Annotated in this window: 24 protein-coding genes and 1 pseudogene; 11 read left to right on the top strand and 14 right to left on the bottom strand. The window is 60.4% G+C overall.

Going from position 1 to position 25,352, the window contains the following annotated elements:
- Positions 1-17: 17 nt before the first annotated feature.
- From QF045_RS14780 to QF045_RS14760, 5 genes are all read right to left on the bottom strand, one after another.
- Positions 18-599: a GNAT family N-acetyltransferase gene (locus QF045_RS14780; protein ID WP_306492841.1), complete on the bottom strand. Its 582-nt coding sequence runs from the start codon at positions 597-599 to the stop codon at positions 18-20.
- An 8-nt stretch (positions 600-607) separates the two neighbouring features.
- A complete protein-coding gene (locus tag QF045_RS14775) occupies positions 608-2,863 on the bottom strand; it encodes an Orn/Lys/Arg decarboxylase N-terminal domain-containing protein (protein ID WP_306492840.1) in 2,256 nt (751 codons plus the stop codon).
- Between the two features lie 141 nt (positions 2,864-3,004).
- Positions 3,005-3,745, bottom strand: coding sequence for a DNA polymerase III subunit epsilon (dnaQ, locus tag QF045_RS14770; protein ID WP_306494898.1), 741 nt, complete (start codon positions 3,743-3,745; stop codon positions 3,005-3,007).
- A gap of 85 nt (positions 3,746-3,830) precedes the next feature.
- On the bottom strand, positions 3,831-4,283 hold the full coding sequence (gene rnhA / locus QF045_RS14765; protein ID WP_057725161.1) for a ribonuclease HI: 453 nt from the start codon (positions 4,281-4,283) through the stop codon (positions 3,831-3,833).
- 30 nt (positions 4,284-4,313) lie between these two features.
- Positions 4,314-5,072 carry a class I SAM-dependent methyltransferase gene (locus QF045_RS14760; RefSeq protein WP_306492839.1) on the bottom strand — a complete coding sequence of 253 codons (759 nt, stop codon included), beginning with the start codon at positions 5,070-5,072 and terminating at the stop codon, positions 4,314-4,316.
- A gap of 65 nt (positions 5,073-5,137) precedes the next feature.
- Here QF045_RS14760 and gloB point away from each other — a divergent pair, with 65 nt between their 5' ends.
- The 8 genes from gloB (at position 5,138) to QF045_RS14720 (ending at position 15,890) form a co-directional block, all read left to right on the top strand.
- Positions 5,138-5,905 (top strand): hydroxyacylglutathione hydrolase, encoded by a 768-nt coding sequence (gene gloB, locus QF045_RS14755; RefSeq protein ID WP_306492838.1) that lies wholly within the window; start codon positions 5,138-5,140, stop codon positions 5,903-5,905.
- Between the two features lie 98 nt (positions 5,906-6,003).
- Entirely contained in the window at positions 6,004-7,404 is a 1,401-nt protein-coding gene (locus QF045_RS14750) for a transglycosylase SLT domain-containing protein (RefSeq protein ID WP_306492837.1), read from the top strand.
- Positions 7,405-7,615: 211 nt separating this feature from the next.
- Positions 7,616-9,445: an extracellular solute-binding protein gene (locus QF045_RS14745; protein WP_306492836.1), complete on the top strand. Its 1,830-nt coding sequence runs from the start codon at positions 7,616-7,618 to the stop codon at positions 9,443-9,445.
- Positions 9,442-11,280 (top strand): extracellular solute-binding protein, encoded by a 1,839-nt coding sequence (locus QF045_RS14740; RefSeq protein WP_306492835.1) that lies wholly within the window; start codon positions 9,442-9,444, stop codon positions 11,278-11,280. The genes QF045_RS14745 and QF045_RS14740 overlap by 4 nt, the downstream gene beginning before the upstream one ends.
- Positions 11,281-12,354, top strand: a complete 1,074-nt coding sequence (locus QF045_RS14735) for a microcin C ABC transporter permease YejB (protein WP_306492834.1) — start codon at positions 11,281-11,283, stop codon at positions 12,352-12,354.
- A 1-nt stretch (position 12,355) separates the two neighbouring features.
- Positions 12,356-13,375: an ABC transporter permease gene (locus QF045_RS14730; protein ID WP_017738565.1), complete on the top strand. Its 1,020-nt coding sequence runs from the start codon at positions 12,356-12,358 to the stop codon at positions 13,373-13,375.
- A 1-nt stretch (position 13,376) separates the two neighbouring features.
- Positions 13,377-14,978 (top strand): ABC transporter ATP-binding protein, encoded by a 1,602-nt coding sequence (locus QF045_RS14725; RefSeq protein ID WP_306492833.1) that lies wholly within the window; start codon positions 13,377-13,379, stop codon positions 14,976-14,978.
- A gap of 18 nt (positions 14,979-14,996) precedes the next feature.
- Entirely contained in the window at positions 14,997-15,890 is an 894-nt protein-coding gene (locus QF045_RS14720; protein WP_306492832.1) for an AraC family transcriptional regulator, read from the top strand.
- Here QF045_RS14720 and QF045_RS14715 read toward each other — a convergent pair.
- The 3 genes from QF045_RS14715 to QF045_RS14705 form a co-directional block, all read right to left on the bottom strand.
- Complete coding sequence (locus QF045_RS14715; RefSeq protein WP_306492831.1) at positions 15,832-16,419, bottom strand: LysE family translocator; 588 nt, start codon at positions 16,417-16,419, stop codon at positions 15,832-15,834. The genes QF045_RS14720 and QF045_RS14715 overlap by 59 nt on opposite strands.
- Before the next feature lie 97 nt (positions 16,420-16,516).
- Complete coding sequence (locus tag QF045_RS14710; RefSeq protein ID WP_306492830.1) at positions 16,517-17,146, bottom strand: ribonuclease T2; 630 nt, start codon at positions 17,144-17,146, stop codon at positions 16,517-16,519.
- Positions 17,147-17,191: 45 nt separating this feature from the next.
- Complete coding sequence (locus tag QF045_RS14705; protein ID WP_306492829.1) at positions 17,192-18,169, bottom strand: Gfo/Idh/MocA family protein; 978 nt, start codon at positions 18,167-18,169, stop codon at positions 17,192-17,194.
- Between the two features lie 124 nt (positions 18,170-18,293).
- Between QF045_RS14705 and QF045_RS14700 the strand changes: the two genes are divergently transcribed.
- The gene (locus tag QF045_RS14700; RefSeq protein WP_306492828.1) at positions 18,294-18,656 is read left to right on the top strand and encodes an NUDIX hydrolase; all 363 of its coding nucleotides are present in this window, start codon (positions 18,294-18,296) and stop codon (positions 18,654-18,656) included.
- A gap of 17 nt (positions 18,657-18,673) precedes the next feature.
- Here QF045_RS14700 and QF045_RS14695 read toward each other — a convergent pair whose 3' ends face one another.
- From QF045_RS14695 to QF045_RS14680, 4 genes and pseudogenes are all read right to left on the bottom strand, one after another.
- Positions 18,674-18,919, bottom strand: coding sequence for a DUF1652 domain-containing protein (locus tag QF045_RS14695; protein WP_306492827.1), 246 nt, complete (start codon positions 18,917-18,919; stop codon positions 18,674-18,676).
- 428 nt (positions 18,920-19,347) lie between these two features.
- Complete coding sequence (locus QF045_RS14690; protein WP_306492826.1) at positions 19,348-19,608, bottom strand: hypothetical protein; 261 nt, start codon at positions 19,606-19,608, stop codon at positions 19,348-19,350.
- A 159-nt stretch (positions 19,609-19,767) separates the two neighbouring features.
- Positions 19,768-20,097 carry a hypothetical protein gene (locus QF045_RS14685; protein ID WP_306492825.1) on the bottom strand — a complete coding sequence of 110 codons (330 nt, stop codon included), beginning with the start codon at positions 20,095-20,097 and terminating at the stop codon, positions 19,768-19,770.
- Positions 20,098-20,180: 83 nt separating this feature from the next.
- Positions 20,181-20,619, bottom strand: a pseudogene (locus tag QF045_RS14680) (DUF3995 domain-containing protein).
- Between the two features lie 93 nt (positions 20,620-20,712).
- On the opposite strand from QF045_RS14680, the gene QF045_RS14675 reads away from it, so the two are divergent.
- Both QF045_RS14675 and QF045_RS14670 read left to right on the top strand, forming a co-directional pair.
- Entirely contained in the window at positions 20,713-21,102 is a 390-nt protein-coding gene (locus QF045_RS14675) for a DUF2946 domain-containing protein (protein ID WP_306492824.1), read from the top strand.
- 93 nt (positions 21,103-21,195) lie between these two features.
- On the top strand, positions 21,196-23,322 hold the full coding sequence (locus QF045_RS14670; RefSeq protein WP_306492823.1) for a TonB-dependent siderophore receptor: 2,127 nt from the start codon (positions 21,196-21,198) through the stop codon (positions 23,320-23,322).
- Positions 23,323-23,389: 67 nt separating this feature from the next.
- Here the strand turns inward: QF045_RS14670 and QF045_RS14665 are convergent, their stop codons facing one another.
- Together QF045_RS14665 and QF045_RS14660 are read right to left on the bottom strand one after the other, a co-directional pair.
- Positions 23,390-24,406 (bottom strand): ABC transporter substrate-binding protein, encoded by a 1,017-nt coding sequence (locus QF045_RS14665; RefSeq protein WP_306492822.1) that lies wholly within the window; start codon positions 24,404-24,406, stop codon positions 23,390-23,392.
- A gap of 132 nt (positions 24,407-24,538) precedes the next feature.
- Positions 24,539-25,009 carry a hypothetical protein gene (locus tag QF045_RS14660; protein WP_373424443.1) on the bottom strand — a complete coding sequence of 157 codons (471 nt, stop codon included), beginning with the start codon at positions 25,007-25,009 and terminating at the stop codon, positions 24,539-24,541.
- Positions 25,010-25,352: the final 343 nt, after the last annotated feature.

The raw sequence follows: 25,352 nt of genomic DNA, 5'->3' as shown, positions 1-25,352 counted from the left end.
TTGCCCACGAGCGACGCTCAGGCTGCGCCCCGCTCGGACTTGAACAACCGATACCAGAAAATCGCCACCTCGCGGGTTTGCGGGTCAATGCCCCGATAACGCAGTTGGTCGATCCCGCCCATCACATACCCGCTGCGCTCATACAGGCGACAGGCACCAAGGTTGTTGTTCTGGGTTTCGAGCATCATGCCCGGCAGGTTTTTCTTGCGTGCCCAGAACTGCGCCACGTCCAGCAGCGCCTTGGCCACACCGTGACGCCGCGCAGGCAGGGCCACCGCTAATTCGTCGACGTGGGCAAAGCCGTTCCAGTTGGTGCTGATCACTACGTGGCCGACCGCGCAATCGTCCAGATAGGCCATGAAGATCGCGCTGTCGGGCGCGTCGCGAAAGCTGGCGAACTCTTCAGGGTCGATGCCGTAACACTTGCGGTACGGCAGGATGCGCTCCACCGGCCATTGATCGACCCGCTTGTCCATCTGCGGCACCCCGTAGCCGCTGACCTCAAAACTGAAATCGTTGCCCCATACATAAGCGTCAAAGCCTTCATCGGCGACTCGCACACTGAGCCCCGGATACTTCGGGTTCATTACAGCTTGCATAAACATTCTTAACCCTTGATGCAATCGACGGTGTAACAACGACCACTGCCGTCATCTTCATGTTGCAGCCCATGAACATCGGCGACAAAGCCGGGAAAACTGCTATCGAACGTACGAGCGAAGGCCAGGTAGTCGACGATCGACCGCGTTGACTCGGTAAAGCGCTCGCCCGGCATGATCAACGGAATACCCGGCGGATACGGCACCAGCATCACGGCTGCGATGCGTCCTGGCAAGGCATCGATGGAAACCGCTTCCACTTCGCCCCTGACCAACTGGTCGTAGGCGTCGGCCGGCTTCATTGCGATCTCCGGCAACACCGTATACATGCGTTTGAGATGCCTGGCCGTCGCGTTGCTGCGGTAACAACTGTGCAACTGGTTGCACAGGTCGCGCAACCCCAAGCCCTGATAACGTACCGGTCCCTGGGCATACACCGAAGGCAGGCAACTGGCCAGGCTCGCATTCGCATCATAGCTGCGCTTGAACTCCAGCAGTTCGGTGAGCAGCGTACTCCACTTGCCCTTGGTGATCCCCATGGAAAACAACACCAAGAAGGAATACAACCCGGTTTTTTCCACCACCAGCCCACGCTCCCAGAGGAATTTGCTGACGACTGCAGCCGGAATTCCGCAATCGCTCAAGGCGCCGCCGGCGTTGAGGCCAGGCATCACCAGCGTGACCTTGATCGGATCCAGTAACACATAATCCTCAGCCACATCGCCAAAACCATGCCAGTCATCCTGAGGGTGCAGCAGCCAGTCCGCCGTGGCGACGCGGTCGATACCGGCCACCGAGGGTGGCTGCCAGATGGAAAACCACCAGTCGTGGGCGGCGATATGCTGACGCAGGTTGGCCAGCGCGCGACGGAAACTCAGGGCCTCGTCGAACATTTCCTGCAACAGCGAGCGACCCGCCGGGCCTTCCATCATCGCCGAGGCCACGTCCAGGGAGGCAATGATGCTGTACTGCGGCGACGTGGAGATATGCATCATGAACGCTTCGTTGAAGCGGTCGCGGTCCAACTGCCGCGCACCGCCGTCCTGCACGTGAATCATCGACGCCTGGCTGAATGCCGCGAGCAGTTTGTGCGTGGAATGAGTGGTGAACACCAGCGGGCTGTCCGGCGTGCGCGAGGTGCCCATGCCATAGCGCCCGGCGAAAAACTCGTGGAATGCCGCGTAGGCATACCAGGCTTCATCGAAGTGCAGCACCTCCACGCTGTTACCCAATTGCTGCTTGATCAGTTCGGCGTTGTAGCACAGCCCGTCGTAAGTGGAATTGGTCACCACCGCCAGCTTTACCTTCGCCGCGAGGCCACGGGTCAGAGGACTCGCGTCGATCTTGGCGCGGATCGATTCGGCGCTGAATTCGCTGAGCGGGATGGGACCGATGATCCCCAGCTCGTTGCGCTCCGGGCACAGGTACAACGGGATCGCGCCGGTCATGATGATCGAATGCAGCACCGACTTGTGGCAGTTGCGGTCGACCAGTACCAGGTCATCGCGACCGACCATGGAGTGCCAGACAATCTTGTTCGCGGTGGACGTGCCGTTGATCACGAAAAACGTGTGATCGGCACCAAAGTTGCGCGCAGCGCGGGCTTCGGCCTCTGCCAGCGGCCCGGTGTGATCGAGCAGCGAGCCCAGCTCGGGGACTGAGACAGACAAGTCCGAACGCAGGGTGTTTTCCCCGAAGAACTGATGAAACGCCTGCCCCACCGGGCTTTTGCGATAGGCCACGCCACCGCCATGACCGGGGGTGTGCCATGAATAGTTGGAGTCTGCGGTGTGTTGCACCAGGGCCTTGAAGAACGGCGGCAGCAAGCCATCGAGGTAGGTGCGCGCAGCACGGGCTACCTGACGAGCGAGGAACGGTACGGTGTCTTCGAACAGATACAGGATGCCGCGCAACTGGTTGAGTTCGCTCATGGCATCGGCCGGGGCGTTTTCCAGGGTGACTTGTTCGCCCAGGGCGAAGATCGGCAGGTTGGGCGCCCTCACCCGCGCCAGGCGGATCAGCTCGACCATATTCTGCAGCAAGTGGGTATTTTCTCCGGCGCCTTCAGCAGCGATCAGCATGCACGCGAGGCCGTGGTGGGTGGACGCCACCAACCGTCCTTCGGCGTAGTCCACCGCAGAAAAGATGCTGAAGCCCTCCTGTTCCAACTCCCTGGCGATGCCTCGAACCCGGTCACCGGCAACGGTGTCGGCCTTGATGTCGCGGTGCACGATAAGGACGGGGAACTTCAGGTCTTTGTACATGAGCGCTCCGACTCCTGAGGGCTTGCACTCAGGGTAGAAGCTGGAAGCCAATGTGGCGAATGAAGATTTTACAGACGATGAGAGATCAACTGTGGGAGGGAGCAAGCCCCCTCCCACATTTTTTACTGCATCAAGCCAGGATTATGGTTGGGCCAACTGAGTCCACAACGCTGGCGCGCCGGCCGCCTTGGCAATCGCTTCCAACCGTGCGACATGCTCGGCCAGATCCTGCTCGCTGGCGCGGATGACGGGCGTAGGCTTGCGATCAGCCGGCAGGCGACGGATCTCCGAAGGGCGATTGCCCGAGCCTTCCGCCGAACCGCTGCCATCGGAGGCGTTACCGGCCAGCGACAGGCTGGTCTGCCCACCGGTCATGGTCAGGTAGACGTCAGCCAGGATCTCGGAGTCGAGCAAGGCGCCGTGCAGTTCACGGCCGGAGTTGTCGACGCCATAACGCTTGCACAAGGCATCGAGGCTGTTGCGCTGGCCCGGGTGACGCTCGCGGGCCATCATCAAGGTGTCGAGGATCGAGCAATGCCTGGAAATATCCGCGCGATCCGTCTGCCCCATCAGGGCGAACTCGTTATTGATAAAGCCGACGTCGAAGGCCGCGTTATGGATGATCAACTGGGCGCCGTTGATGAACTCGAAAAACTCATCGGCCACTTCGGCAAAGCGCGGCTTGCCCTTGAGGAACTCGTCGGTGATGCCGTGGACGCCAATCGCGCCTTCGTCACTGTCACGATCCGGTTGCAGGTAGACGTGGAAGTGACGCCCGGTCAGACGGCGGCCCATCAGTTCGACACAGCCGATTTCGATGATCCGGTGGCCATCGGTCACTGGCATGCCGGTGGTTTCGGTATCGAGTACTACGGATCGGATGGCCATCAGGGTTCAGCTCTCAAAAACGGTGTGGTGTGCAGTAGGGTGTGAGTCAAAGGGCGCGATGTTAACACGTCAGCCGGCTTCAGCTCTGCTTGTAGCCGCGCACTTCATCCACACCGCGGTTGGCCAGTTGGTCAGCCCGTTCGTTACCGGGATGGCCGATATGACCACGCACCCATTTCCAAGTGATGTCATGCCGGTTGCATTGCTCATCGAGCAATTGCCACAGGTCGGCATTCTTGACCGGCTCCTTGGAGGCGGTTTTCCACCCGCGCTTCTTCCAATTCACCATCCACTCGTTGATGCCCTTCATCACATATTGCGAGTCGGTCACCAGCAGCACGTTGCAGCGCCGCTTGAGTTCTTCCAGGCCGCGAATGGCGCCCATCAGCTCCATGCGGTTGTTGGTGGTGTTGGCTTCGCCGCCCCACAACTCCTTCTCCACGCCCTTGCACACCAGCAATGCGCCCCAGCCGCCGGGGCCGGGGTTGCCCTTGCAGGCGCCATCGGTGAAGAGTTCTACGCTATCGGTCATCGGTTATCGGGCCTGAATCAAAAAGAGGTTTTACGGTTCGCGCTGTTCGCGGTTGACCTTGGCCAGCGGCATCGGCACCAGCTTGCCGAGCGGTTCGCGGCGCACCTGCTGAACGGGCCGCAGCCCGACCGCGATCTTGCGCGCCACTAATAAATAGAAGCCTCCACCGGACAGTTGCCAGGCCCCCGCGCGGCGTTCCCAGCCGGCGAGGCGCCCCTGCCACTTGGCGGACGCAAGCGGCGGACGATAGCACCCGAAGCGGCGTTTCTCCAGCGCGAAACCCAGCAGGTTGAGCCAGTCGCCCACCCTGGAAGGCGCGATGCAGCGCGCCTGGCGCAGGCCGTCGTGGGCGAATACGTGGCGCAGGCCCCAACTGCTCCAGGGGTTGATGCCGACAATCAGCAAATGACCGCCCGGGCGCACGCTGCTCGCGGCTTCGCGCAACAAACCATGGGGCGATAGGCAGAAATCCAGGCCGTGCTGCAACACCACCACATCGGCGGCGTGTTCGCTCAACGGCCAGGCCTGCTCCTCGCAGACGATTTCCACGCCGGGCAACGGCGCCCCCAACCGTACATTGCGCTGTACCTGCGGTGCGCATGGCGGCGTCTCGGCCGAGGGTCCGTAATGCACCAGGTAGCCCCCGAAGAACCGGCCCAGCTCGTCTTCGAGCATGCGTCGTTCTTCATCCAGCAGAAATTGCCCAAGCGGCCCGGACAGCCATTCACGGGCCGCGCCGATCAGAGCCAGCCACTCAGGATCGGCCTGGGCGAACGCTTTATCAGTCATTGCATTCTCCAACTCGCCTAGACGCTCTAAGATGCACCAATGTGTTCAGCTTGGCGAATCGAAGAATGATACAGATCACTGCCCTACCCGCCTTCACCGATAACTACATCTGGTTGTTGCAGGATGACCAGACTCAACGTTGCGCCGTGGTCGACCCCGGTGACGCCGCGCCGGTGCTTGCCTGGCTCAAGCAGCATCCGGCGTGGACCCTCAGCGATATCCTGGTCACTCACCATCACCATGATCACGTCGGTGGCGTCGCTCAACTCAAGGCCGTTACCGGCGCCACGGTGTATGGCCCGGCGAACGAGAACATTCCCGCGCGGGACGTCGATTTGCAGGATAACGACCGCATCACCGTACTCGGCTGGGATTTTGATGTATATGCGGTGCCCGGCCACACCCTGGGCCACATCGCTTATTACCATGAGGGCGTGTTGCTGTGTGGCGACACCCTGTTTGCCGCCGGTTGCGGTCGCCTGTTCGAAGGCACGCCGCAACAGATGCATGCTTCGCTGCAGCGCCTGGCCGCGCTGCCTGCCGACACCTTGGTGTACTGCACCCACGAGTACACACAAAGTAACCTCAGGTTTGCCCAAGCCGTGGAACCGCACAACGCCGACATCGCTGAGCGTGTGGCACAGGTCGCGCAATTGCGCGCCCGCGGCGAGATGACGCTGCCGTCCGACCTGGCTCTGGAAAAACGCACTAACCCTTTTTTACGTACCTCTGAAACATCCGTTAAACAAAAAGCGGACGAACGGAACGGCCGTGACAACCGCTCTGGGGCCGAGGTGTTTGCTAGCTTGAGGGCTTGGAAAGATACGTTCTAAGTGCAAGCGATCTGATACGTAATTTCTGAATGGTTGACCGCAACCCAAGCGCTTTCTAGAATCGCCCGACATTTTTGCCCGGAACTTACTTCCAGCCAATGTCGTCATCTATTCGTAAATCCATTTCTTCAGACGCATTGACCCGCCTGGCTCAAGCCGTGGCGGTGGCCGTTTCCGCAACTCTGGCGGGCTGCCAATCGACTCATTACGCTGCACAAACCACCGTGCAACCCAAACCGAATCTTGCTGCCAAGATCAAGCAAAAACCTATTTGGCTCTCAGAGAAGCCCAGCCCCGAAGTACCCCAGGATGTCTGGGAACGCATGCGTCGGGGCTTTCAATTGCAGGACGGCTTAGGCGTGAACCCGCGCATCGAGCAACAACGCCTGTGGTTCGCCAGCAACCCGTCCTTCCTGGAGAACGCCGGTGAACGCGGCAGCCTCTACATTCATTACATCGTCGAGCGCCTTGAAGAACGCAACATGCCCCTGGAGCTGGCGCTGCTGCCGGTGATTGAAAGTGCCTACAACCCAATGGCCTATTCGCGCAGCGATGCAGTCGGCTTGTGGCAGTTCATTCCGTCCACCGGGCGCTACTTCAACCTGCGCCAGACCCGCGCCTACGATGGCCGGCGCGATATCACCGCCTCCACCACCGCCGCCCTGGACTACCTGACCCGCCTGCATGACATGTTCAACGGCGACTGGCTACTGGCCCTGGCGGCCTACAATGCGGGCGAAGGCACGGTGAGCCGGGCTATCGAACGCAACGAGAAGCTCGGCCTGCCGACCGACTACTGGAACCTGCCCCTGCCCCAGGAAACCAAGGACTACGTGCCCAAGTTCCTGGCGCTGTCCCAAGTGGTACTGGCCCCTGAGGCCTATGGCGTCAACCTGAACCCGATCGCCAACACGCCGTACTTCGAAGTGGTTGAAGTCAAGCAAAGCATGGACCTGTCACGGGTCGCCGCGCTGGCGGAGATCGATGAAGACGAACTGTTCCAGCTCAACCCGGCCCTGAAACAGCGCACCACCCTGGACGGCCCCCAGCATTTGCTGGTGCCGACCTCCAAGGCGCAACTGCTCACCAGCACCCTGTCGACCATGAAGCCGGAAGAGTTGTTGAGCATGCGCCCCAAAAAGCCGGTGTTCGACGAAGTCGAGACCAAGGCGGTAGCCGGGCGTACCCGCAGCTACAAGGTGCGCACCGGCGACAACCTCACGCTGATCGCAAAGGCCAACAAGGTCGATGTGCATGACCTGCAGCGCTGGAACAAGCTCAACGGCCAGGCGCTCAAGGTCGGCCAGACCCTGGTGATGCAGGACACCCGCAAAGCCGCCGCGACAAAACCGGTGCAGTACAAGGTCAAGAAAGGCGACTCGCTGTACATGGTTGCCAAGCGCTTCAACGTCGAGATGCAACATCTCAAGCGTTGGAACCCACGTACCGGCCAGGCATTGAAGCCTGGGCAAATGCTGGTGGTTTCCGGGCCGCGCTGAGTCCTCAGAAACACCGAGAAACCAATGTGGGAGGGGGCTTGCTCCCGATTGCGGTGGGCCAGTCAGCCCCTATATTGACTGACCCACCGCTATCGGGAGCAAGCCCCCTCCCACATTGGGTCTTCAGTCTTCTCAGCAGCCTTTTTCGATCCGGAACAAGCTGTTACTGTACCGATCATAAAGCCCAAGCCGCCTGGATCGGATCTCTGACTTGAAGCGTCCCCTCCTTCTACTAATAAGTCTGGCCTTGAGCTTTGCGGCGAACGCGACGATTACCGAGAGCCACGGTTACGCGCAGTTCGGCACGCTCAAGTATCCGGCTAAATTCACCCACTACGATTGGGTAAACCCTGCAGCGCCGAAAGGCGGGACACTGCGGGTGATGGCCTTTGGCACGTTCGATACCCTCAACCCCTATACCTTCAAAGGCACCAGCCCGGTGTCCACCGGCAACTTCCTGCAATACGGCGTCAATGAGCTGAACGAGCCGCTGATGGTCGGCACCGGCCAGTACGCCCCCTCCGGCGATGAGCCGACGTCCAGCTACGGCCTGATTGCCCGGTCGGTGGAGTACAGCGAGGACCGCAGCTGGGTCGTGTTCAACCTGCGCCACGAGGCACGTTTTCACGATGGAACACCGATCACCGCCGAGGACGTGGCGTTCTCCTACCGAACCCTGCTGACCGAAGGCCATCCGCAGTACCGCACCAACCTGCAGGAAGTGGCGCGGGTGGATATCCTCAATCGCCATCGCATCCGTTTCGTGTTCAAGCGCGCCGGCAATCCGCTGCTGATCCTGCGTCTGGGCGAGCTGCCGGTGCTGCCCCAGCATTACTGGAAAAATCGCGACTTCAAGGCCACCACCTTCGAACCGCCACTGGGCAGCGGGCCGTACCGCATCAGCAAGGTCAATCCTGGCCGCCAACTGGTGTTCGAGCGGGTCAAGGATTACTGGGGCAAGGACCTGCCCGTCAACCAGGGCTTGTACAACTACAACAAGGTCGAGGTGGAGTTCTACCGCGACAGCGATGTAGCTTTTGAAGCCTTCAAGGCGGGCGAATTCGACATTTATATCGAGCACCAGGCGAAGAACTGGGCCACCGGCTATAACTTTCCGGCGGTCAATCGCGGCGAGGTCATCAAGGCGCAGATCGCCCACCAGATCCCCACCCAGAGCCAGGGCCTGTTCATCAACACCCGCCGACCGGCCTTCAGCCAGACCACAGTGCGTGAAGCCCTGGGGTTGATGTTCGACTTCGAATGGACCAACCGCACGCTGTTCAGCAGCGCCTACAAACGCACCTTGAGCTACTACCCCAACAGTGAATTCTCGGCCACGGGCGTGCCGGTCGGCCAGGAGTGGTTGATGCTTTCGCCCTATCGCGACCAACTGCCGGCCAATCTGTTGACCCAAGCCTTCAGCCTGCCGCACACCGACGGTCGCGGCATCCCACGCGAAACCCTGCGTCATGCCCTGGCCCTGCTCGGCGAAGCCGGCTGGAAGTTGTCCGGTCAACGCCTGCTGAACAAGGACGGGCAACCGCTGCGCCTGGAAATTCTGCTGGTCAACCCGAACCTGGAGCGCATCCTGCAGCCCTATGTGGAAAACCTGATCAGTATCGGCATCGACGCGCACCTGCGCACCGTTGATCGCGCCCAGTACAAGCAGCGGCTCGATCAGTTCGACTTCGACATGATCCTGGTCACCCTCAACCAGACCCTCAGCCCAGGGCTGGAGCAGTGGCAGTACTTCCACTCCAGCCAGGCCGCGATCAAGGGCAGCAAGAATTACGCCGGCATCGCCAACCCCGTGGTCGATCACCTGCTGGAACGTTTGCTCGCGGCCCAGACCCGCGACGAACAACTGGCCGCCGGCCGCGCGCTGGACCGGGTGCTGCTGTGGCAGCACTACAGCATTCCCAATTGGTACCTCAACTATCATCGCCTGGCGTACCGCAACCGGTTCGCCTTTGTCACCACGCCGCCTTACAGCCTGGGCCTGAGCGCGTGGTGGCTGAAAGCTTCGGAGAAAGCCCAATGATGTTATTGCGCAGGACATTATTCGCCAGCCTGTTGCTGTGCAGCGCGGCCCAGGCCGCTCCGCAGCATGCGTTGACGCTCTATAACGAGCCACCCAAGTACCCCGCCGACTTCAAGCATTTTGACTACGTGAACCCCGACGCCCCCAAGGGCGGCACCTTCCGCGAATCGGCCATGGGCGGCTTCGACAGCCTCAACCCTTACATCAGCAAAGGCGTGCCGGCGGACAATCTGCCGTTGATCTACGACACCCTGGCCATGCAAAGCCTGGACGAGCCCATCACCGAATACGGCCTGGTGGCCGGCAAGATCGAAAAAGCCCCGGACAACAGTTGGGTGCGCTTCTACCTGCGCCCCGAAGCCCGCTTCCACGACGGCCACCCGATCCGCGCCGACGACGTGGTGTTTACCTTCCAGACCCTGATCAAGGACGGCACCCCGCTCTACCGCACCTACTACGCCGACGTTGACGAAGTGGTCGCCGAAGACCCGCTGCGGGTGCTGTTCAAATTCAAGCGCACCAACAACCGCGAGCTGCCACTGATCCTTGGGCAATTGCCGGTGCTGCCCAAGCATTGGTGGGCCACTCGCGATTTCTCCAAGGGCAATCTGGAGATACCGCTGGGCAGTGGCCCGTACAAGGTGGCTGAGGTCAAGGCCGGACGCATGATCCGCTACGAGCGGGTCAAGGACTATTGGGCCAAGGACCTGCCGGTCGCCAAGGGTTTCTACAATTTCGATAACCGCATCACTGATTATTACCGCGACAGCACGGTGTCGCTGGAAGCTCTGAAGGCTGGGCAGTTCGACTATTGGCTGGAGTTCAGCGCCAAAAACTGGGCCAACGCCTACAACATTCCAGCGGTGGCCCAAGGCCGCTTGGTCAAGGAAGAGATTCCCAACGGCAATCCCACCGGCATGCAGGGTTTCGTGTTCAACACGCGCAAACCCATGTTTCAGGATGTACGGGTGCGCAAGGCCATCAGCCTGTTGCTGGATTTCGAATGGAGCAACAAACAGTTATTCAATGGCGCCTACACCCGCACCCGCAGCTACTTCGAAAACTCGGAAATGGCCGCCACCGGTTTGCCCGGCCCGGATGAACTGGCCATTCTCGAGCCCCTGCGCGACAAGATCCCCGCCGAAGTCTTCACCCAGTCTTTCGAGCCGTCCAAAACCGACGGCAGCGGCATGATCCGTGCGCAGCAGCGCGAGGCCTACCAGCTGTTGCAGGAAGCCGGCTGGAAGATCGTCGACGACAAAATGGTCGACACCACCGGTAAGCCGGTGACCATCGAATTCCTGCTGGCCCAGACCGAATTCGAGCGCATCCTGCTGCCGTTCAAGCGCAATCTGGCCGACCTGGGCATCGACCTGGTGATTCGCCGGGTTGACGTGTCGCAGTTCATCAACCGCCTGCGCTCGCGGGATTTCGACATGCTGGTGGGCAGCTTTCCACAGTCCACCTCGCCGGGTAATGAGCAGCGTGAGTTCTGGAAGTCATCCAGCGCCGACAAGCCCGGCAGCCGCAACTACATGGGTCTCAAGGACCCGGCGGTCGACCAGTTGGTCGAGCAACTGATCGACGCCGACTCGCGCAAAAGCCTGATCGCCCATGCCCGAGCGCTGGACCGTGTGCTGCAGTTTGGTTATTACGTGATTCCCAACTGGCACATCAAGACGTTCCGTGTGGCGTATTGGGACCACCTCGGCCACCCGAACGTCTCGCCGCGCTATGACGTAGGCACCGCCACTTGGTGGGCCAAACCCGACGTCGAACCCGCGGTCCCCCTGGACACTGCACAAAGCGCCGAAGCGGCGAGCGGAGGCGATTGAATGCTGGCCTATATTGTTCGTCGCCTGTTGCTGATCATCCCCACGCTGTTCGGCATCCTGCTGATCAACTTCGTAATCATCCAGGCGGCCCCCGGCGGGCCGGTGGAACAGATGATCGCCAAGCTCGAAGGCTTTGACGGCGCCACCAGCCGCATCGCCGGGGGCGGCGCCGAAGTCTCGGTGGCCGGCTCCAGCTATCGCGGCGCCCAGGGGCTGGACCCGGCGTTGATCAAGGAAATCGAGAAAATGTACGGCTTCGACAAGTCGGCGCCGGAACGTTTGTGGATCATGGTCAAGAACTATGCGCAACTGGATTTCGGCGACAGTTTTTTCCGCGACGCCAAGGTCATCGACCTGATCAAGGAAAAGATGCCGGTGTCGATTTCCCTCGGGTTATGGAGCACCCTGATCATGTACCTGGTGTCCATCCCCCTGGGCATCGCCAAAGCCACGCGCCACGGCAGCCATTTCGATGTATGGACCAGTTCGGCGATCATCGTCGGCTATGCGATCCCGGCGTTCCTGTTCGCTATCCTGCTGATAGTGGTGTTCGCCGGCGGCAGTTACCTGGACTGGTTCCCCTTGCGCGGGCTCACCTCGAATAACTTCGACGAGTTGAGCTGGGGCGGCAAGGTCCTCGATTATTTCTGGCACCTGGCCCTGCCCGTAACCGCCCTGGTGATCGGCAACTTCGCCACCATGACCCTGCTGACCAAGAACAGCTTCCTCGACGAGATCAACAAACAGTACGTGGTCACCGCCAAGGCCAAGGGCCTGACCAACCACCGCGTGCTCTACGGCCACGTGTTTCGTAACGCGATGCTGCTGGTGATCGCCGGTTTCCCCTCGGCCTTCATCGGCATTTTCTTCACCGGATCCTTGCTGGTGGAGGTGATCTTTTCCCTCGACGGCCTCGGCCTGATGAGCTTCGAAGCGGCGATCAACCGCGACTACCCGGTGGTATTCGGTACGCTGTTTATCTTCACCCTGCTGGGGCTGATCGTGAAGCTGATCGGCGACCTCACCTACACCCTGGTCGATCCGCGTATCGACTTTGCCAGCCGGGAGCATTGAGATGAACCTGTCCCCCCTCAATCGCCGCCGGTTCGAGCGGTTCAAGGCGAACAAGCGTGGCTGGTGGTCGCTGTGGCTGTTCCTGATTCTGTTCGTGCTCAGCCTGGGCGCCGAGCTGATCGCCAACGACAAGCCACTGGCCGTGCACTTCGACGGCGACTGGTATTTCCCGGCGCTCAAGCGCTACCCGGAGACCACCTTCGGCGGCGAGTTTCCGCTGGAAGCCAACTACAAGAGCCCGTACATCCAGGAACTGCTCAAGGCCAAAGACGCCTGGACCTTGTGGGCACCGATCCCGTTCAGCTACCAGAGCATCAACTACGACCTGAAAGTGCCAGCCCCCGCGCCGCCGTCCAGCGTCAACCTGCTGGGCACCGATGACCAGGGCCGCGATGTGCTGGCGCGGGTCATCTATGGGTTTCGCGTGTCGGTGCTGTTTGCGCTGACGCTGACCGTGCTCAGCTCGATCATCGGCGTGATCGCCGGTGCCCTGCAGGGTTTCTATGGCGGTTGGGTGGACCTGGCCGGGCAGCGCTTCCTGGAGATCTGGTCCGGTTTGCCGGTGCTGTACCTGCTGATCATTCTGGCCAGCTTCGTGCAGCCCAACTTCTGGTGGCTGCTGGGCATCATGCTGCTGTTCTCCTGGATGAGCCTCGTGGATGTGGTGCGCGCCGAGTTCCTGCGCGGGCGCAATCTGGAATACGTGCGCGCGGCCCGGGCGCTGGGCATGCAGAACGGCGCGATCATGTTCCGCCATATCCTGCCCAATGCGATGGTGTCGACCATGACGTTCATGCCGTTCATCCTCACGGGCGCCATCGGCACCCTCACCGCCCTGGACTTCCTGGGCTTTGGCCTGCCGGCCGGCTCGCCGTCACTGGGCGAACTGGTGGCCCAGGGCAAATCCAACCTGCAGGCGCCGTGGCTGGGCATGAGTGCGTTTGCCGTGCTGGCGATCATGTTGAGCTTGCTGGTGTTTATCGGCGAGTCCGCTCGCGACGCCTTCGACCCGAGGAAATGAGATGAATCAGGACAATCTGATCGAAATCCGCGACCTCAGCGTCGAGTTCGTCACGGGCGAGCACCACCATCGGGTGGTCAATAACGTCAGCTTCGATATCAAGCGCGGCGAAACCTTGGCCCTGGTCGGCGAAAGCGGCTCCGGCAAATCGGTGACGGCGCATTCGATCCTGCGGCTGCTGCCCTACCCATTGGCGCGGCACCCGTCCGGCACCATCAACTACGCCGGGCAAGACCTGCTGACGCTCAAGGAAAAGACCCTGCGGCATATTCGCGGCAACCGCATCGCGATGATCTTCCAGGAGCCGATGACCTCGTTGAACCCGCTGCACTGCATCGAAAAACAGATCAACGAAGTGCTCGGTCTGCACAAGGGCCTCACCGGTAAGGTCGCCACCCAGCGTACCCTGGAACTGCTGGAGCTGGTGGGCATCCCCGAGCCGCACAAACGCCTCAAGGCACTGCCCCACGAACTCTCCGGTGGCCAGCGCCAGCGGGTAATGATCGCCATGGCCCTGGCCAACGAGCCGGAACTGCTGATCGCCGACGAGCCAACCACCGCCCTCGACGTGACGGTGCAATTGAAGATCCTGGAACTGCTCAAGGAACTGCAGGCGCGCCTGGGCATGGCGCTGTTGCTGATCAGCCACGACTTGAATCTGGTGCGCCGGATCGCTCACCGCGTGTGCGTGATGCAACAGGGCTGCATTGTTGAACAGGCCGATTGCGAGACGCTGTTCCAGGCGCCGCAACACCCGTACACCCAGGAACTGCTGGCAGCCGAACCCAGCGGTGGGCCGGCCACCAATGAGGTCGGCCCACCGCTGCTGGAAGTGGACGACCTGAAGGTCTGGTTCCCCATCAAGAAAGGTTTTCTGCGCAACACCGTCGATTACGTCAAGGCGGTGGACGGCATCAACTTCAGCCTGCCCCAGGGGCAAACCCTGGGCATCGTCGGCGAAAGCGGCTCGGGCAAATCCACCTTGGGCCTGGCGATCCTGCGCTTGATTGGCAGCCAGGGCGGCATTCGCTTCGAAGGCCAGCAGCTTGACCGCCTCACCCAGCAGCAGGTGCGCCCGTTGCGCCGGGAAATGCAGGTGGTGTTTCAAGACCCTTTCGGCAGCCTGAGCCCGCGCATGTGTGTCAGCGAGATCGTCGGCGAGGGGTTGCGTATCCACAAGATGGGCACGCCGGCCGAGCAGGAAGCGGCGATCATTGCCGCGCTCAAGGAGGTCGGCCTGGACCCGGAGTCACGCCATCGCTACCCTCATGAGTTCTCCGGCGGCCAGCGCCAGCGCATCGCAATCGCCCGCGCCCTGGTGCTCAAACCGCGCCTTATCCTGCTGGACGAGCCGACGTCGGCACTGGACCGCACGGTGCAGCGCCAAGTGGTGGAATTGCTGCGCGGCTTGCAGGCCAAGTACAACCTGACCTACCTGTTTATCAGCCATGACCTGGCGGTGGTCAAGGCGCTGAGCCACCAGCTGATGGTGGTCAAGCAGGGTCAGGTAGTGGAACAAGGGGATGCCAGGGAAATTTTCGCCAACCCCCAGCACCCCTATACTCGGCAATTGCTGGAAGCGGCCTTCCTGGTGCCCGCCTGACCGGTAGGAGTCATCGCCATGTCCTCGAACACGCCCGCCCACCCTTCGCACTCGCCGCGCTTCTGGCGCGACGAGCGCTTGCCCTTTATCGAAGCGCGCACCATCGCTGACGGGCGCAAGGTCACTTACACCCGCCACGCCCACGAGCATTTTTCCATCGGCGCAATCACCCGCGGCCGCAGCTATTACCACTATGGCGCGCAGACTTTCCAGATCAGCGCCGGCACCGTGGTGCTGATGAACCCCGGTGATGTGCACGCGTGCAATCCCATCGAAAACGAGCATTGGTCCTACCACATGCTCTACCTCGACACGCCCTGGCTGACTGACTTGCAGCATCAGCTGGGTTTCAGTACCGACCAGGGTTACCGCCCGTTCAACACACCTCACACGCAGGACACGTCGTTGTACAACGGCTTGCTGGGCGTGTACCGGCTTTTGGTGGATGAACGGGCAGAACTGCTGCAGAAACAGAGCGCGCTGGTGAGTTACTTCAGCGAGGTGCAGCAGCGCCTGAACCCTTCGCTCACACCGGTACGGGAGGTCAATCACAAGTTGGAACGTGCCGCCGAGTACATCCGTGAACACTGTACCGAGACCTTGAAGCTTGAGGACATTTGCCACGCAGCCGAGCTGTCGCCGTCGTACCTGATCCGCGCCTTCAAGCAGTATTACGGGCTGACGCCCCACGCGTTTGTGGTCAACAGCCGTATCCAGTTCGCCCGCACCCAACTGCGCAACGGCGCGCTGATCGCCGATGTGGCGCTGGCCGCGGGGTTTGCCGACCAGGCGCACTTCCAGCGTGCGTTCAAACAGCATTTTGCCGCCACGCCCGGGCAGTACCGCGAAAGGCTCAAGCCATCAGCAAATAACCCACACTGGCCACCAGCAACGCGGCCATTGAACGGTTGAACACCCGGACACCCCGTGGGTGGTGCAGGTAGCGTCGCAGGAACGTTCCGGCATAGGCCCAGCACGCCACCGACAGGTAGCAGATGACCAGATAGAGGCTGGCGAACAACCAGACTTGCCTGGCATCACCGTCCGCCGCAAACAGCCCCATCCCCGCCACGCAGGCCAGCCAGGCCTTGGGGTTGAGCCACTGCATGATCGCGCCGTACAGCATCGAGGGCGCCGTGGCGGCGCCGTCGTCCTGCAACTGGCCATTGTCCACCGCGAGCTTCCAGGCCATGTACAGCAGGAACGCCACCCCGCCCCACTGGATCAGTTGAGTCAGGATTGGCCAGCGCAGCAGCACCTCGTGCAAACCCAAGCCAATCAATACCAGCAGCAAGGTGAAGCCAAGCGCAGCGCCGAACACGTGCTTCTGGCTGGCGACAAAGCCGAAGCGGGCGCCGCTACTCAGGGCGACCACGTTGACCGGCCCGGGCGTAATGGAGGTGGCAAGGGCGAACGCCGCCATGGAAATGATCAAGCTCATTGCAGTTCCTTTTCGTGATGCCAGACAGGGACGGCATCACGGTAAAGGCTGGGACGTGATGGGTATTGAACAAAATGCCCCTCAACGTGCATGAGGCTCAGCGCTGCGCAGGAATCCGGATATCGCCGCCCCGGCATTGGCTTTTCACACTGCGCGGGCAACCGGCGAAGGCCAGGTCCTTGCTCAGGCATACGCGCACTTCAGACAGCACGTTGCCTTTGCAGATAACGGCCATCCCGTGGTTGCCCATGCGCGGGTTGCTTTCGCGAAACAGCGCCTCGATCGCTCTGGCCGGTAATGACGGCGGTGTATTGAGCGGCTGCAGTTGTTGCGGAATCACGACCGCCCCCAATGCCGTATCGGACTTCTCTAAATACTGCAGCGGCGCAAGACCGCTGCAGGTGCCGTGCTTGCTCCACTCATGTTTGAGCAATGCGCGGCTGGGAAACAGCGTAGCGCCCTTGTCCATTTCTTCGGCGCTCAATCGCGAGCGCGGCGCACAGGATGCAGGCCACCCTCCCCGCGCATACTGCGGCCACAATCCATGCAGCACGAACCCGTAGCCCTTGCCCGAACACTGCTCATTGTTCGGGTGTGTCAGGCAAAACGTCGGCGACCAGGACAGCGACAACACATAAAAATCAAACTCCCCTGCCTGCCCTTGGCTACGCGGCGCTGCCGTCGCACCGGTGGCGAACAGCAGCCACACAACCATCCAGTATTTCATCGCGGTGTCCCTCTAAACATAATGCAGCACACGCTACAGCGATGACTAAGGATGCTGGGAGTAACGTTGTAGCACTTTGTCCAGGATTCGGTCCGTTTTCAGCGCCTCGATGGCCAGCGAAGGGTGCTTCGCATCGCCCCGGATATGGGCATTCATCGCCAATACGTGATGCCATTGGATATGCGCATGGCAGGGCACTTCCAGCACCTCTTCGGTCTCGGCCTCAAGGCGCAACGGCTGGTCTTCGAATACAGAGAAGGTGATGCGCCCACGACTGCCGATCAGCTCGACCCGGTCTTCGCGGCGGTCTGCGACGAAGTTCCAGCAGCCCATGCCCAGCGCCCCGCTGGCGAAGGTCCAGCAGGCGGTCACTGCGTCCTCCGCCGCGTAGCGCTCGGCCTGCCGCGCGCTGAAGCCCGAGACCTCGACGATATCACCCGCCAGGTACTGGAACAGGTCGAACCCGTGGCTGGCCAGGTCGGCAAAATAACCGCCGCCGGCAATCGCGGGATCGGTGCGCCAGTTGGCCGGGCTGGTGTCTGCCGCCGCTGCGGGTTTGCACAGGGTCCAGGTGAGGTGGCGCAAATCGCCGATACGGCCTTCGTCCAGCCAGGTGCGCACTTGCTGGAAGCGCGGCAATGAACGTCGATAGTAGGAGACGAACAGGTGCAGCCCGGCGCGCTCGAACGTGCGCTGCATCAACGCGCTCTGCTCGGCATTCAACGACATGGGCTTTTCGACGCAGCAATGCTTGCCTGCGGCCGCCACCATCAAGCTGTAGTCCAGATGGCTGTCGGGGGGGGTGGCGATGTAGACCGCGTCCACCTCGGGGTCGTTGATCAGGGCCTGGGCGTCTGTATAGAAGCGGGCAATACCGTGGCGTGTCGCATAATCACGCACGGCTTCCTCGCGGCGCCCCATCACGGCCACCAGGGCCGAACCTGGCGCTTTGTAGAAAGCGGGTCCACTCTTCAATTCGGTAACACTGCCACAGCCGATCATGCCCCAACGTACGGTGCTCATCTGCTCTCCTCGTTCATTGACGTCAAACGGGCAGTATCCACATACACACCTCGGCGCGCCATAACCACTTAGCATGACAATTGCATTACACTTTTATGACAGTAACCCGTTAAAGGCATAGATGATGAAAATACGGGCCACGGTCATATGCGAACACGAAGGGCACATTCTCTTTGTGCGCAAGGCCAGATCAAAATGGGCATTGCCGGGCGGCAAGGTCGAGCGTGGTGAACGCCCGGTGGGCGCAGCGCAACGCGAGCTGGAAGAAGAAACAGGGTTGAACGTGGACGGCTTGCTGTACTTGCAGGAGCTAAAGGCCCGCGACACCTTGCACCACGTGTTTGAGGCCTCGGTGATCAATATTGACGAGGCACGGCCGTGCAACGAGATCGTCGACTGCCAGTGGCACGCTTACGGCGCTCTCGATGAACTGGACACCACCGACGCCACACGGCACATCGTCAAGTCCTTCCTGCGTCGCCTCTGACACGGCGTGTCGAGGTTCTACCCGGCGGCAAACCCACGGCGCCCGGCCTTGAGTTCAGTGCGCAGTTCACCGATCAGGTTGGAGATGGAACGCACGCTGTCCAGACCTTCGGGGGACACGCGGGTGAGCAATAGATCGACGCGACCGGACGTTGGCTCAAAGATACTGATGCGCAGCGAGCCATCCCTGTTCAGGCTGCAATCGCAGGCCAGCGGCAGGAATCCAGAGGCCATGATGCGGTTGAATTCGACGATCGAGATCATGAAGGCATCCTTGCGTGGGCCTTAGCCTGTAGCGGTGATGCAGACAGCGTAGATGAGGTTTTTGCCAAGGGCTGAACGATTCGCTCAAAGTGCTGACCATGCCTCATTTCGCCAGGCGACGCTGGATACAGCGGATATTCCCGACGCGGTTGTATACAGGGTCAAATTCAAGGCAAAAAAAATCCCAAGTAGCTGATGGAAACTTGGGATTTAAAAATGCATAAACCGTGGGAGGTGAACGCCTGGCTATAGTAGCGATTGCAAAAACGCGTCACAAGATTATTTTATTCCTTTCGTCGGATTTGAAGCGCCGTAAGTCATTCAATAACCACATGTTTTTTAAGGAAAGCGGACTTTCAATGCCTCATTTTGGTGCGAATACTGAGACTAAGCCCTTCATTTAACCGCTTGTAAGTAAGGGTTAATAATTATTGAACTTTCGTTCTTTTTATTACTGTTTCGTTCAACTGTCTGCACGCTTCGCCAAGTTCAACGTTGGTTGAAGCGGTTGCTCCGGCGACACGCTCCAAATGAAGACACAGTGCCAACTGCTCCGCGGCGTCTTCACGCTGGCGATCGACCTTGGCGTTGAGTTGTATGAAATAGACGCCCAGCAGCGCTGCAGCGCCCAGCACGCCCAACACGAAGTTGCGCAAGCTGTTGGATGAGTGAGGGGCTGAGGCGCTCATGAAAACAGCGCGCCCTGCTCATTCCCGTGGGTGAGCGACAGGTATGTCGTAAGCACTTGCATACACGCCTCCTGATCAAGGACGCGATTGTATGCAAATACATACACAGCATTTGTCGTGGATTTGTAAACCGGCCCCGCTGGAGCCCGGGAAGGACGCTTATTTGCGCGCTACCTTATAGCGCAGGCAATCCTGGTAGAACGTCTGGCGAATCGCCTCCGGCTTGAGGCGGGAACGGCTGTCATAGGTCTGTTCGGTGATGCCCATGGCCATCATGCGCATCCACGATTTGTTGAACTTGATGGACTGGATCTTCTGCCGCGCAGCGTACAGCGACACCCCCGACAGCTTGAGTTCCTGGGCTCTTGCGGCCGTGCCTGCGCCCCAACTGCACATGTACTTGTCACCCTCGCGCAACTCCCGAGCCTGCACGGCTGACGCGCCGCCGGCCAATGAACAGGCAATCAGCATGATCCCAACAGTGCGCATTAGCTTCCTCACCTAACCACCTGAAATAAAAGTGATTCTGGCGAGGATTTTGTTGCAAGGGGGCCATCAGATTGCCTTTTCTCTCAACCCCATGCCACCACCAGCAACCCCGCTCCCAGCACCAGGCACAGCGGCGAATACAGATAGGTATCCAGCATGGCAAACCTTGAGCCGGCCACCTTCTTGAAAAACCCCACCAGCTCCGAATCGCCAATCGCTCGGGCGAACATCAGCACGGCAATCACACTGATCCCCCATTGCAGCGCTCCATGGGACACCGGCGAAAAGTACAGTCCGGCGCGCAGGCAGACGAGCAGCGCAATCGCCACCAGCCCCATGGCGACGAGAAAGGGTGCCCAGCGCCGAGGGCTTGAACGCCGGCCTGGGCCCGCTGGCGAATTCGCCCGGCAATTGAGGGATGGCGGCGAGGCTGCCGAGTTTGCCGCCCGCGGCCCAGTACAAATGCACCATGCTGATGCAGGTGAAAATCCCGACGATCCAGCGCGCAATGACGAAGCTCATGGCGGGCGCTCCCTGAAAATGTGCGAATGAGGATAGACGCCCTGTTACTTTCTGCAGGTATTTCGTCGGCGGCTGATGGTAAAGTACCGCCCCATGAAACTCGCCCGTACCGACCGCTCGCTCATTGCCTGGATGCTGTATTGCAGCGTCCTGTTCAATGTGTTCGCCTGCAGCATCGGGCATGGGCAGATGGTCGGGATGCAACTCAACGGCATCAGCGGTCAGTTTTGCACGGTTGACCCGCGCACCCAGGCGCCCGTGCCAACGAACTCGACCGATGAAAGCCTGCCAACGCTGGCCAAGGCGTTCGGTTGCCCGCTGTGCTCAACGGGCGGCATGGGCCCTGCGCTCAGCAGTCAGCTGAATGTGGCGGTGCTGCCACAGCCGCACGCACCGCCTCCGGCCGTGGTACTGGCCGCTGACATCCCTGCCCGCTTCACCTGGCCCACGGCTCATCCGCGCGCGCCGCCTGTTTCTGCCTGAACCCTGCGCTAACCCTTTGCACTGACCCCGCGTTTCCCTGAGGAGCACGTGCGGCCGTGCGTTGTTTTCAAGCCACGTTTTCAGGATTCAACCATGAAACATATTCCCCTGCTGGCGGGCCTTTTCGGCTGCCTGCCTGTCTGCGCCCCAGCCCTTGAGCTGGCCCCGACCACCATTGACGGCGAGCAAACCGCTGATCCCGGCCTGGCCCTGGATCAATCCAGCGGTGTGGCGTCGCGATTGGGATTGAGCATGCGCGAAACCCCGGCGTCGGTGGCCATCGCTTCGCGCAACGACATCGAGCGCCGTGGCGCAAGGACCTTCCGCGAAGCGGCGAATACCCTGCCCGGCGTCAACGCCAGCGCGCCACCAGGCTTTGGAGGTTTTGTTTCATACCGCGGATTCACCAGCAGCCAGATCACCCAGATGTTCAACGGCATCAATGTCGCCACAGGCCTGGCGCGGCCAGTGGATACGTGGATTTACGACCGTGTCGAACTGGTGGGCGGCCCCTCCTCACTGATCAATGGCGCAGGCTCCGTAGGCGGCTCGCTCAACTACGTGACCAAACTGGCCAGCCGTGACGAACAGGCCGCCGAAGGCCAACTGACCTATGGCAGCTATGACACCGCCGGCATGGCTATTGGCCTCAACTCTGCGCTGACGGAGCCAGGCGCCAATGTGCAGCATTACGCGCGCCTGGATGTTAGCCGCAACACGCAGCACAGCTACATCGACCGCGACCAGCGCGAAGCCTGGAGCCTGGCGTTTTCCCTGCTCAGCGACCTGACCCCGGACCTGTCCCATACCCTGGCGCTGGAATATCAGGACGAACACGAGGACAGCCCCTACTGGGGCACCCCGGTACTCAATCCCAAGGCCGGCGAACTGAAGATTGACAAGCACAACCGCTTCAACAACTACAACGTCGCAGATGGGCGCTACGAGCAGCGCACACTTTGGGCACGCTCAATCATCGATTACCGGATCAACGACAGCACTCACCTTAAAAACACCCTCTATCACCTCGACAGTCAGCGCGACTACCGCAACCTGGAGACTTACCAGTACAACGCCGATAACAGCGCGGTGAACCGCTCGACCGCCTATCAGGTGCGCCATCAGGGTGAGCAGCACGGCAACCAGTTCGAGCTGCGCCACGAGGACACAGTCTTCGGCCTGCCCACCACCTGGTCCGGCGGGTTCGAATACAAGGTCAACAGCACCACCAATAGCCCCTTGAATGTGCCGGGCAACAGCACGGTAGACCCGAACGGCTACAACCCGGGTCACTTCTACGACATTCCCGGCACCCGACCCGGCTTTATCAAAGACAAGACCAATGCAGTGACGACCAAGGCGCTGTTCGTGGAAAACCGCCTGGGCTTGACCGACAAACTGTCGCTGCTCTCCGGCCTGCGCTATGACGCCATCGACCTTGACGTCACCAACCACCGGACGATAACCGCCTCCAACCCACGGCATTTCAAGCGCCGTTGGGAACCGGTGACCGGGCGCGTGGGTTTGACCTACCAGTTCATTCCATCGGCCAACGTCTACGTGCAATACAGCACCGCTGCCGAGCAGCCGAGTACCACGACCCAAGTATTCGACGTGTCGACTGGCAAACAGTGGGAAATCGGCAGCAAGTTTGACTACCTGGACGGTCGTGGCGCCGCCACGCTTGCCGCGTACAGGATCGAGCGCAAGGATTTCGCCGTGACCGACCCACAGGATCCGACCCGCAGCATTCCCGTGGGTGCGCAGTCCTCCAGGGGCATCGAACTGGCCAGTTCGCTACGCATAACCCCCAGACTGCTGGCTGAGGGAAACTTCGCCTGGGTGGATGCACAATACGATGACTTCAACGAGAAAACCGCCAGCGGTGCCGTGGTGTCGCGCAAGGGCAATACGCCGACTAACGTGCCCAAGCGCGTGGGCAATCTGTGGCTGACCTATGATTTTACCGAGGACTGGCAAGGCGGTGTGGATGCGCGCTACGTCGCCCAGGTGTATGCCGACAATGCCAACACCCAGACGGTACCGGCCTACACGTTGCTGGGTACGTTCCTGCGCTACAAATGGGATACGCAGACCTCGATAACCGGTCGGGTCCGTAACTTGACCAACGAGGTGTACGCCGAGTTTGCCCACGTATCGCCGGCGTATTATCTGGGCTCCCCGCGAACCTTTGAGTTAGCGGTGCAGACGCGCTTCTAGCGTCGAAGCTCGTGTGATCGTTCCCACGCGTGGGAACGATCCGGACTCCATCATTCGGCTCTGCCCTCTACTTGAGGCTCGCCTCGACCTTACCGGCCACGTCGTCCGTCAACCACGCCTTCCACACCTCAGGATGCTCCTTGAGGAACGCCTGGGCGACTTCCCTGGGTGGCGTGTGATGCTCGCTCATCGTCGCCAATGCCTTGTTCAGCGGTTCGATGGGAAACTCGACCTTCTCGAAGAACTGGGCGATCTGCGGGTGCTCCTTCTGGAACGGCGTGGATACCCCGATGCTCAACTTGGAAGCCAGAGACCGCGTCGGCTTGGGGTTCGGATTGTCCGCATCCGTCAGGGTCTTCCAGGCCTCCGCGTCGAACGGCGGTTCTTCGAGCTGAATCAACTTATAGCGGCCCATCAACGGTGTAGGCGACCAGTAGTAGAACAGCACCGGCTTGCCTCGGCGGATCGACGACGCAATCTCGGCATCCAGTGCTGCCCCCGAGCCGCTGCGGAAGTTCACGTAGCTGTCGTCCAGGCCATACGCCTTGAGCTTTTGCTTGTTGACCACTTCCGAGGTCCAGCCGATGGGGCTGTTGAGGAAGCGTCCTTTGCCCGGTGATTCCGGGTCTTTGAACACATCCTTGTAGCGCGCCAGATCGTTTACGCTTTTCAGGTCCGGGGCCAGCGGCTTGATATTCTTGCTTGGGTCACCCTTGACCACGTACTCCGGCACCCACCAGCCTTCGGTGGCGCCCTTGACCGTATCGCCCAGGCCCACCACCTTGCCTTCAGCCTCGGCCTTGACCCAGACCGGGCTGCGGCCCGCCCACTCTTCACCGATCACCTGTATGTCATTCTTGGCCAGGGCGGTTTCCAATGTGATGGTGGTGCCGGGCAAAGTGTCGGTGGGCAAGTCGTAGCCCTTCTCGACGATGAACCGCAGTACTTCGGTGATCAGGCTGCCACTTTCCCAGTTCAGGTCGGCAAAGTGCACAGGCGCCTGTGCTGCCGACGCGGGCAGTGACGCCATTGACAGCCCCACGGCCGTCAGCGATGCCGCCAGCAGTGTTCTCAATCCTTTCATCCCCAAGCACCTCGCGATAACGCAGCAATAAGCGAACGGCCTTGCTGCTATGCGCGAAGCCTCTGAGTAGTTAAGTCAACTCAACTGTAGTAGAGGTTCCGGGAGACAAAGGAAGTTCGCAGTAATTACCGCTTACTCGCTGGCCTTGAACGTCACCAGTTCGCCCTTGCGCCACTTGGCGGCTTTGCCTGTCACGGTCTTGAGGGTTTTGGTCAGGCCTTCCTGCAATTGTTCATGGGCAGCGAACACCAGCATGACGCTATGGCCTTCCTTGAACACAATGCCCTCACCCTCAGCTGATGACACAAAGGCGTAATCACCCAGGCCATACACGGTCAACTTGATATCGCGAAATTTAAGTTCGAACTTTCCACCTTCGCGGCTGGGCAACACTGCCGCGCGAAAATGGTCGCCTACCTTGAGTTCAAGGCGTTGCTTGTCGTCCACGACCAGCGCCGCTTCGGTATCGATCTCAGCGACGTAGATACCTTCCGGCGTCTGTTCGGTGACGTAGACAAAACGAGATTGAAACAGCTTGACCAACTTTGCGCGCAAATCACCCAGCACGAATAACGCGTGCATATCCAGATTACTGACTGCCAAGGAAACGCCCCCACATCGAAATAGCACCGGCCGCGTAAGCGGACAGCACAAAAAAACGGCCGTTACGGCACGATTACACACTCGTTAAAAATCTGAAGAAAACCCATAAGACCCGTACGGATAGGCGCGGTGGCCCTTTTGCAAGGTCATCCGGCAACACAGCAAATCACAGGTTCAACGACCCGAGAATACGAGTCGAGCAACTTCAGAGAATAACCTGATTAAAAACGCAGTTTTCCGACACGCATCACAAAAGAAAATACCCGGGCATGGAACCAGGCGCGAGCTGCCGACGACAATAGTAAAACAGCAACACAAGTCAAAACCACCGCAAACGTGGCGG

This window comes from Pseudomonas sp. W4I3 (assembly GCF_030816195.1).
GTDB lineage: Bacteria > Pseudomonadota > Gammaproteobacteria > Pseudomonadales > Pseudomonadaceae > Aquipseudomonas.
Note: the sequence above shows the minus strand (reverse complement) of the source record. Positions and strands in the feature narration are given on the sequence as shown.

What these genes read in the sequence shown, in the direction of transcription:
- QF045_RS14780 (WP_306492841.1), bottom strand. Translation starts at nt 599, where the DNA reads ATGCAAGCTGTAATGAACCCGAAGTATCCGGGGCTCAGTGTGCGAGTC.
- QF045_RS14775 (WP_306492840.1), bottom strand. Translation starts at nt 2,863, where the DNA reads ATGTACAAAGACCTGAAGTTCCCCGTCCTTATCGTGCACCGCGACATC.
- rnhA (WP_057725161.1), bottom strand. Translation starts at nt 4,283, where the DNA reads ATGACCGATAGCGTAGAACTCTTCACCGATGGCGCCTGCAAGGGCAAC.
- QF045_RS14760 (WP_306492839.1), bottom strand. Translation starts at nt 5,072, where the DNA reads ATGACTGATAAAGCGTTCGCCCAGGCCGATCCTGAGTGGCTGGCTCTG.
- gloB (WP_306492838.1), top strand. Translation starts at nt 5,138, where the DNA reads ATGATACAGATCACTGCCCTACCCGCCTTCACCGATAACTACATCTGG.
- QF045_RS14750 (WP_306492837.1), top strand. Translation starts at nt 6,004, where the DNA reads ATGTCGTCATCTATTCGTAAATCCATTTCTTCAGACGCATTGACCCGC.
- QF045_RS14740 (WP_306492835.1), top strand. Translation starts at nt 9,442, where the DNA reads ATGATGTTATTGCGCAGGACATTATTCGCCAGCCTGTTGCTGTGCAGC.
- QF045_RS14735 (WP_306492834.1), top strand. Translation starts at nt 11,281, where the DNA reads ATGCTGGCCTATATTGTTCGTCGCCTGTTGCTGATCATCCCCACGCTG.
- QF045_RS14730 (WP_017738565.1), top strand. Translation starts at nt 12,356, where the DNA reads ATGAACCTGTCCCCCCTCAATCGCCGCCGGTTCGAGCGGTTCAAGGCG.
- QF045_RS14725 (WP_306492833.1), top strand. Translation starts at nt 13,377, where the DNA reads ATGAATCAGGACAATCTGATCGAAATCCGCGACCTCAGCGTCGAGTTC.
- QF045_RS14720 (WP_306492832.1), top strand. Translation starts at nt 14,997, where the DNA reads ATGTCCTCGAACACGCCCGCCCACCCTTCGCACTCGCCGCGCTTCTGG.
- QF045_RS14715 (WP_306492831.1), bottom strand. Translation starts at nt 16,419, where the DNA reads ATGAGCTTGATCATTTCCATGGCGGCGTTCGCCCTTGCCACCTCCATT.
- QF045_RS14710 (WP_306492830.1), bottom strand. Translation starts at nt 17,146, where the DNA reads ATGAAATACTGGATGGTTGTGTGGCTGCTGTTCGCCACCGGTGCGACG.
- QF045_RS14705 (WP_306492829.1), bottom strand. Translation starts at nt 18,169, where the DNA reads ATGAGCACCGTACGTTGGGGCATGATCGGCTGTGGCAGTGTTACCGAA.
- QF045_RS14700 (WP_306492828.1), top strand. Translation starts at nt 18,294, where the DNA reads ATGAAAATACGGGCCACGGTCATATGCGAACACGAAGGGCACATTCTC.
- QF045_RS14695 (WP_306492827.1), bottom strand. Translation starts at nt 18,919, where the DNA reads ATGATCTCGATCGTCGAATTCAACCGCATCATGGCCTCTGGATTCCTG.
- QF045_RS14690 (WP_306492826.1), bottom strand. Translation starts at nt 19,608, where the DNA reads ATGAGCGCCTCAGCCCCTCACTCATCCAACAGCTTGCGCAACTTCGTG.
- QF045_RS14685 (WP_306492825.1), bottom strand. Translation starts at nt 20,097, where the DNA reads ATGCGCACTGTTGGGATCATGCTGATTGCCTGTTCATTGGCCGGCGGC.
- QF045_RS14675 (WP_306492824.1), top strand. Translation starts at nt 20,713, where the DNA reads ATGAAACTCGCCCGTACCGACCGCTCGCTCATTGCCTGGATGCTGTAT.
- QF045_RS14670 (WP_306492823.1), top strand. Translation starts at nt 21,196, where the DNA reads ATGAAACATATTCCCCTGCTGGCGGGCCTTTTCGGCTGCCTGCCTGTC.
- QF045_RS14665 (WP_306492822.1), bottom strand. Translation starts at nt 24,406, where the DNA reads ATGAAAGGATTGAGAACACTGCTGGCGGCATCGCTGACGGCCGTGGGG.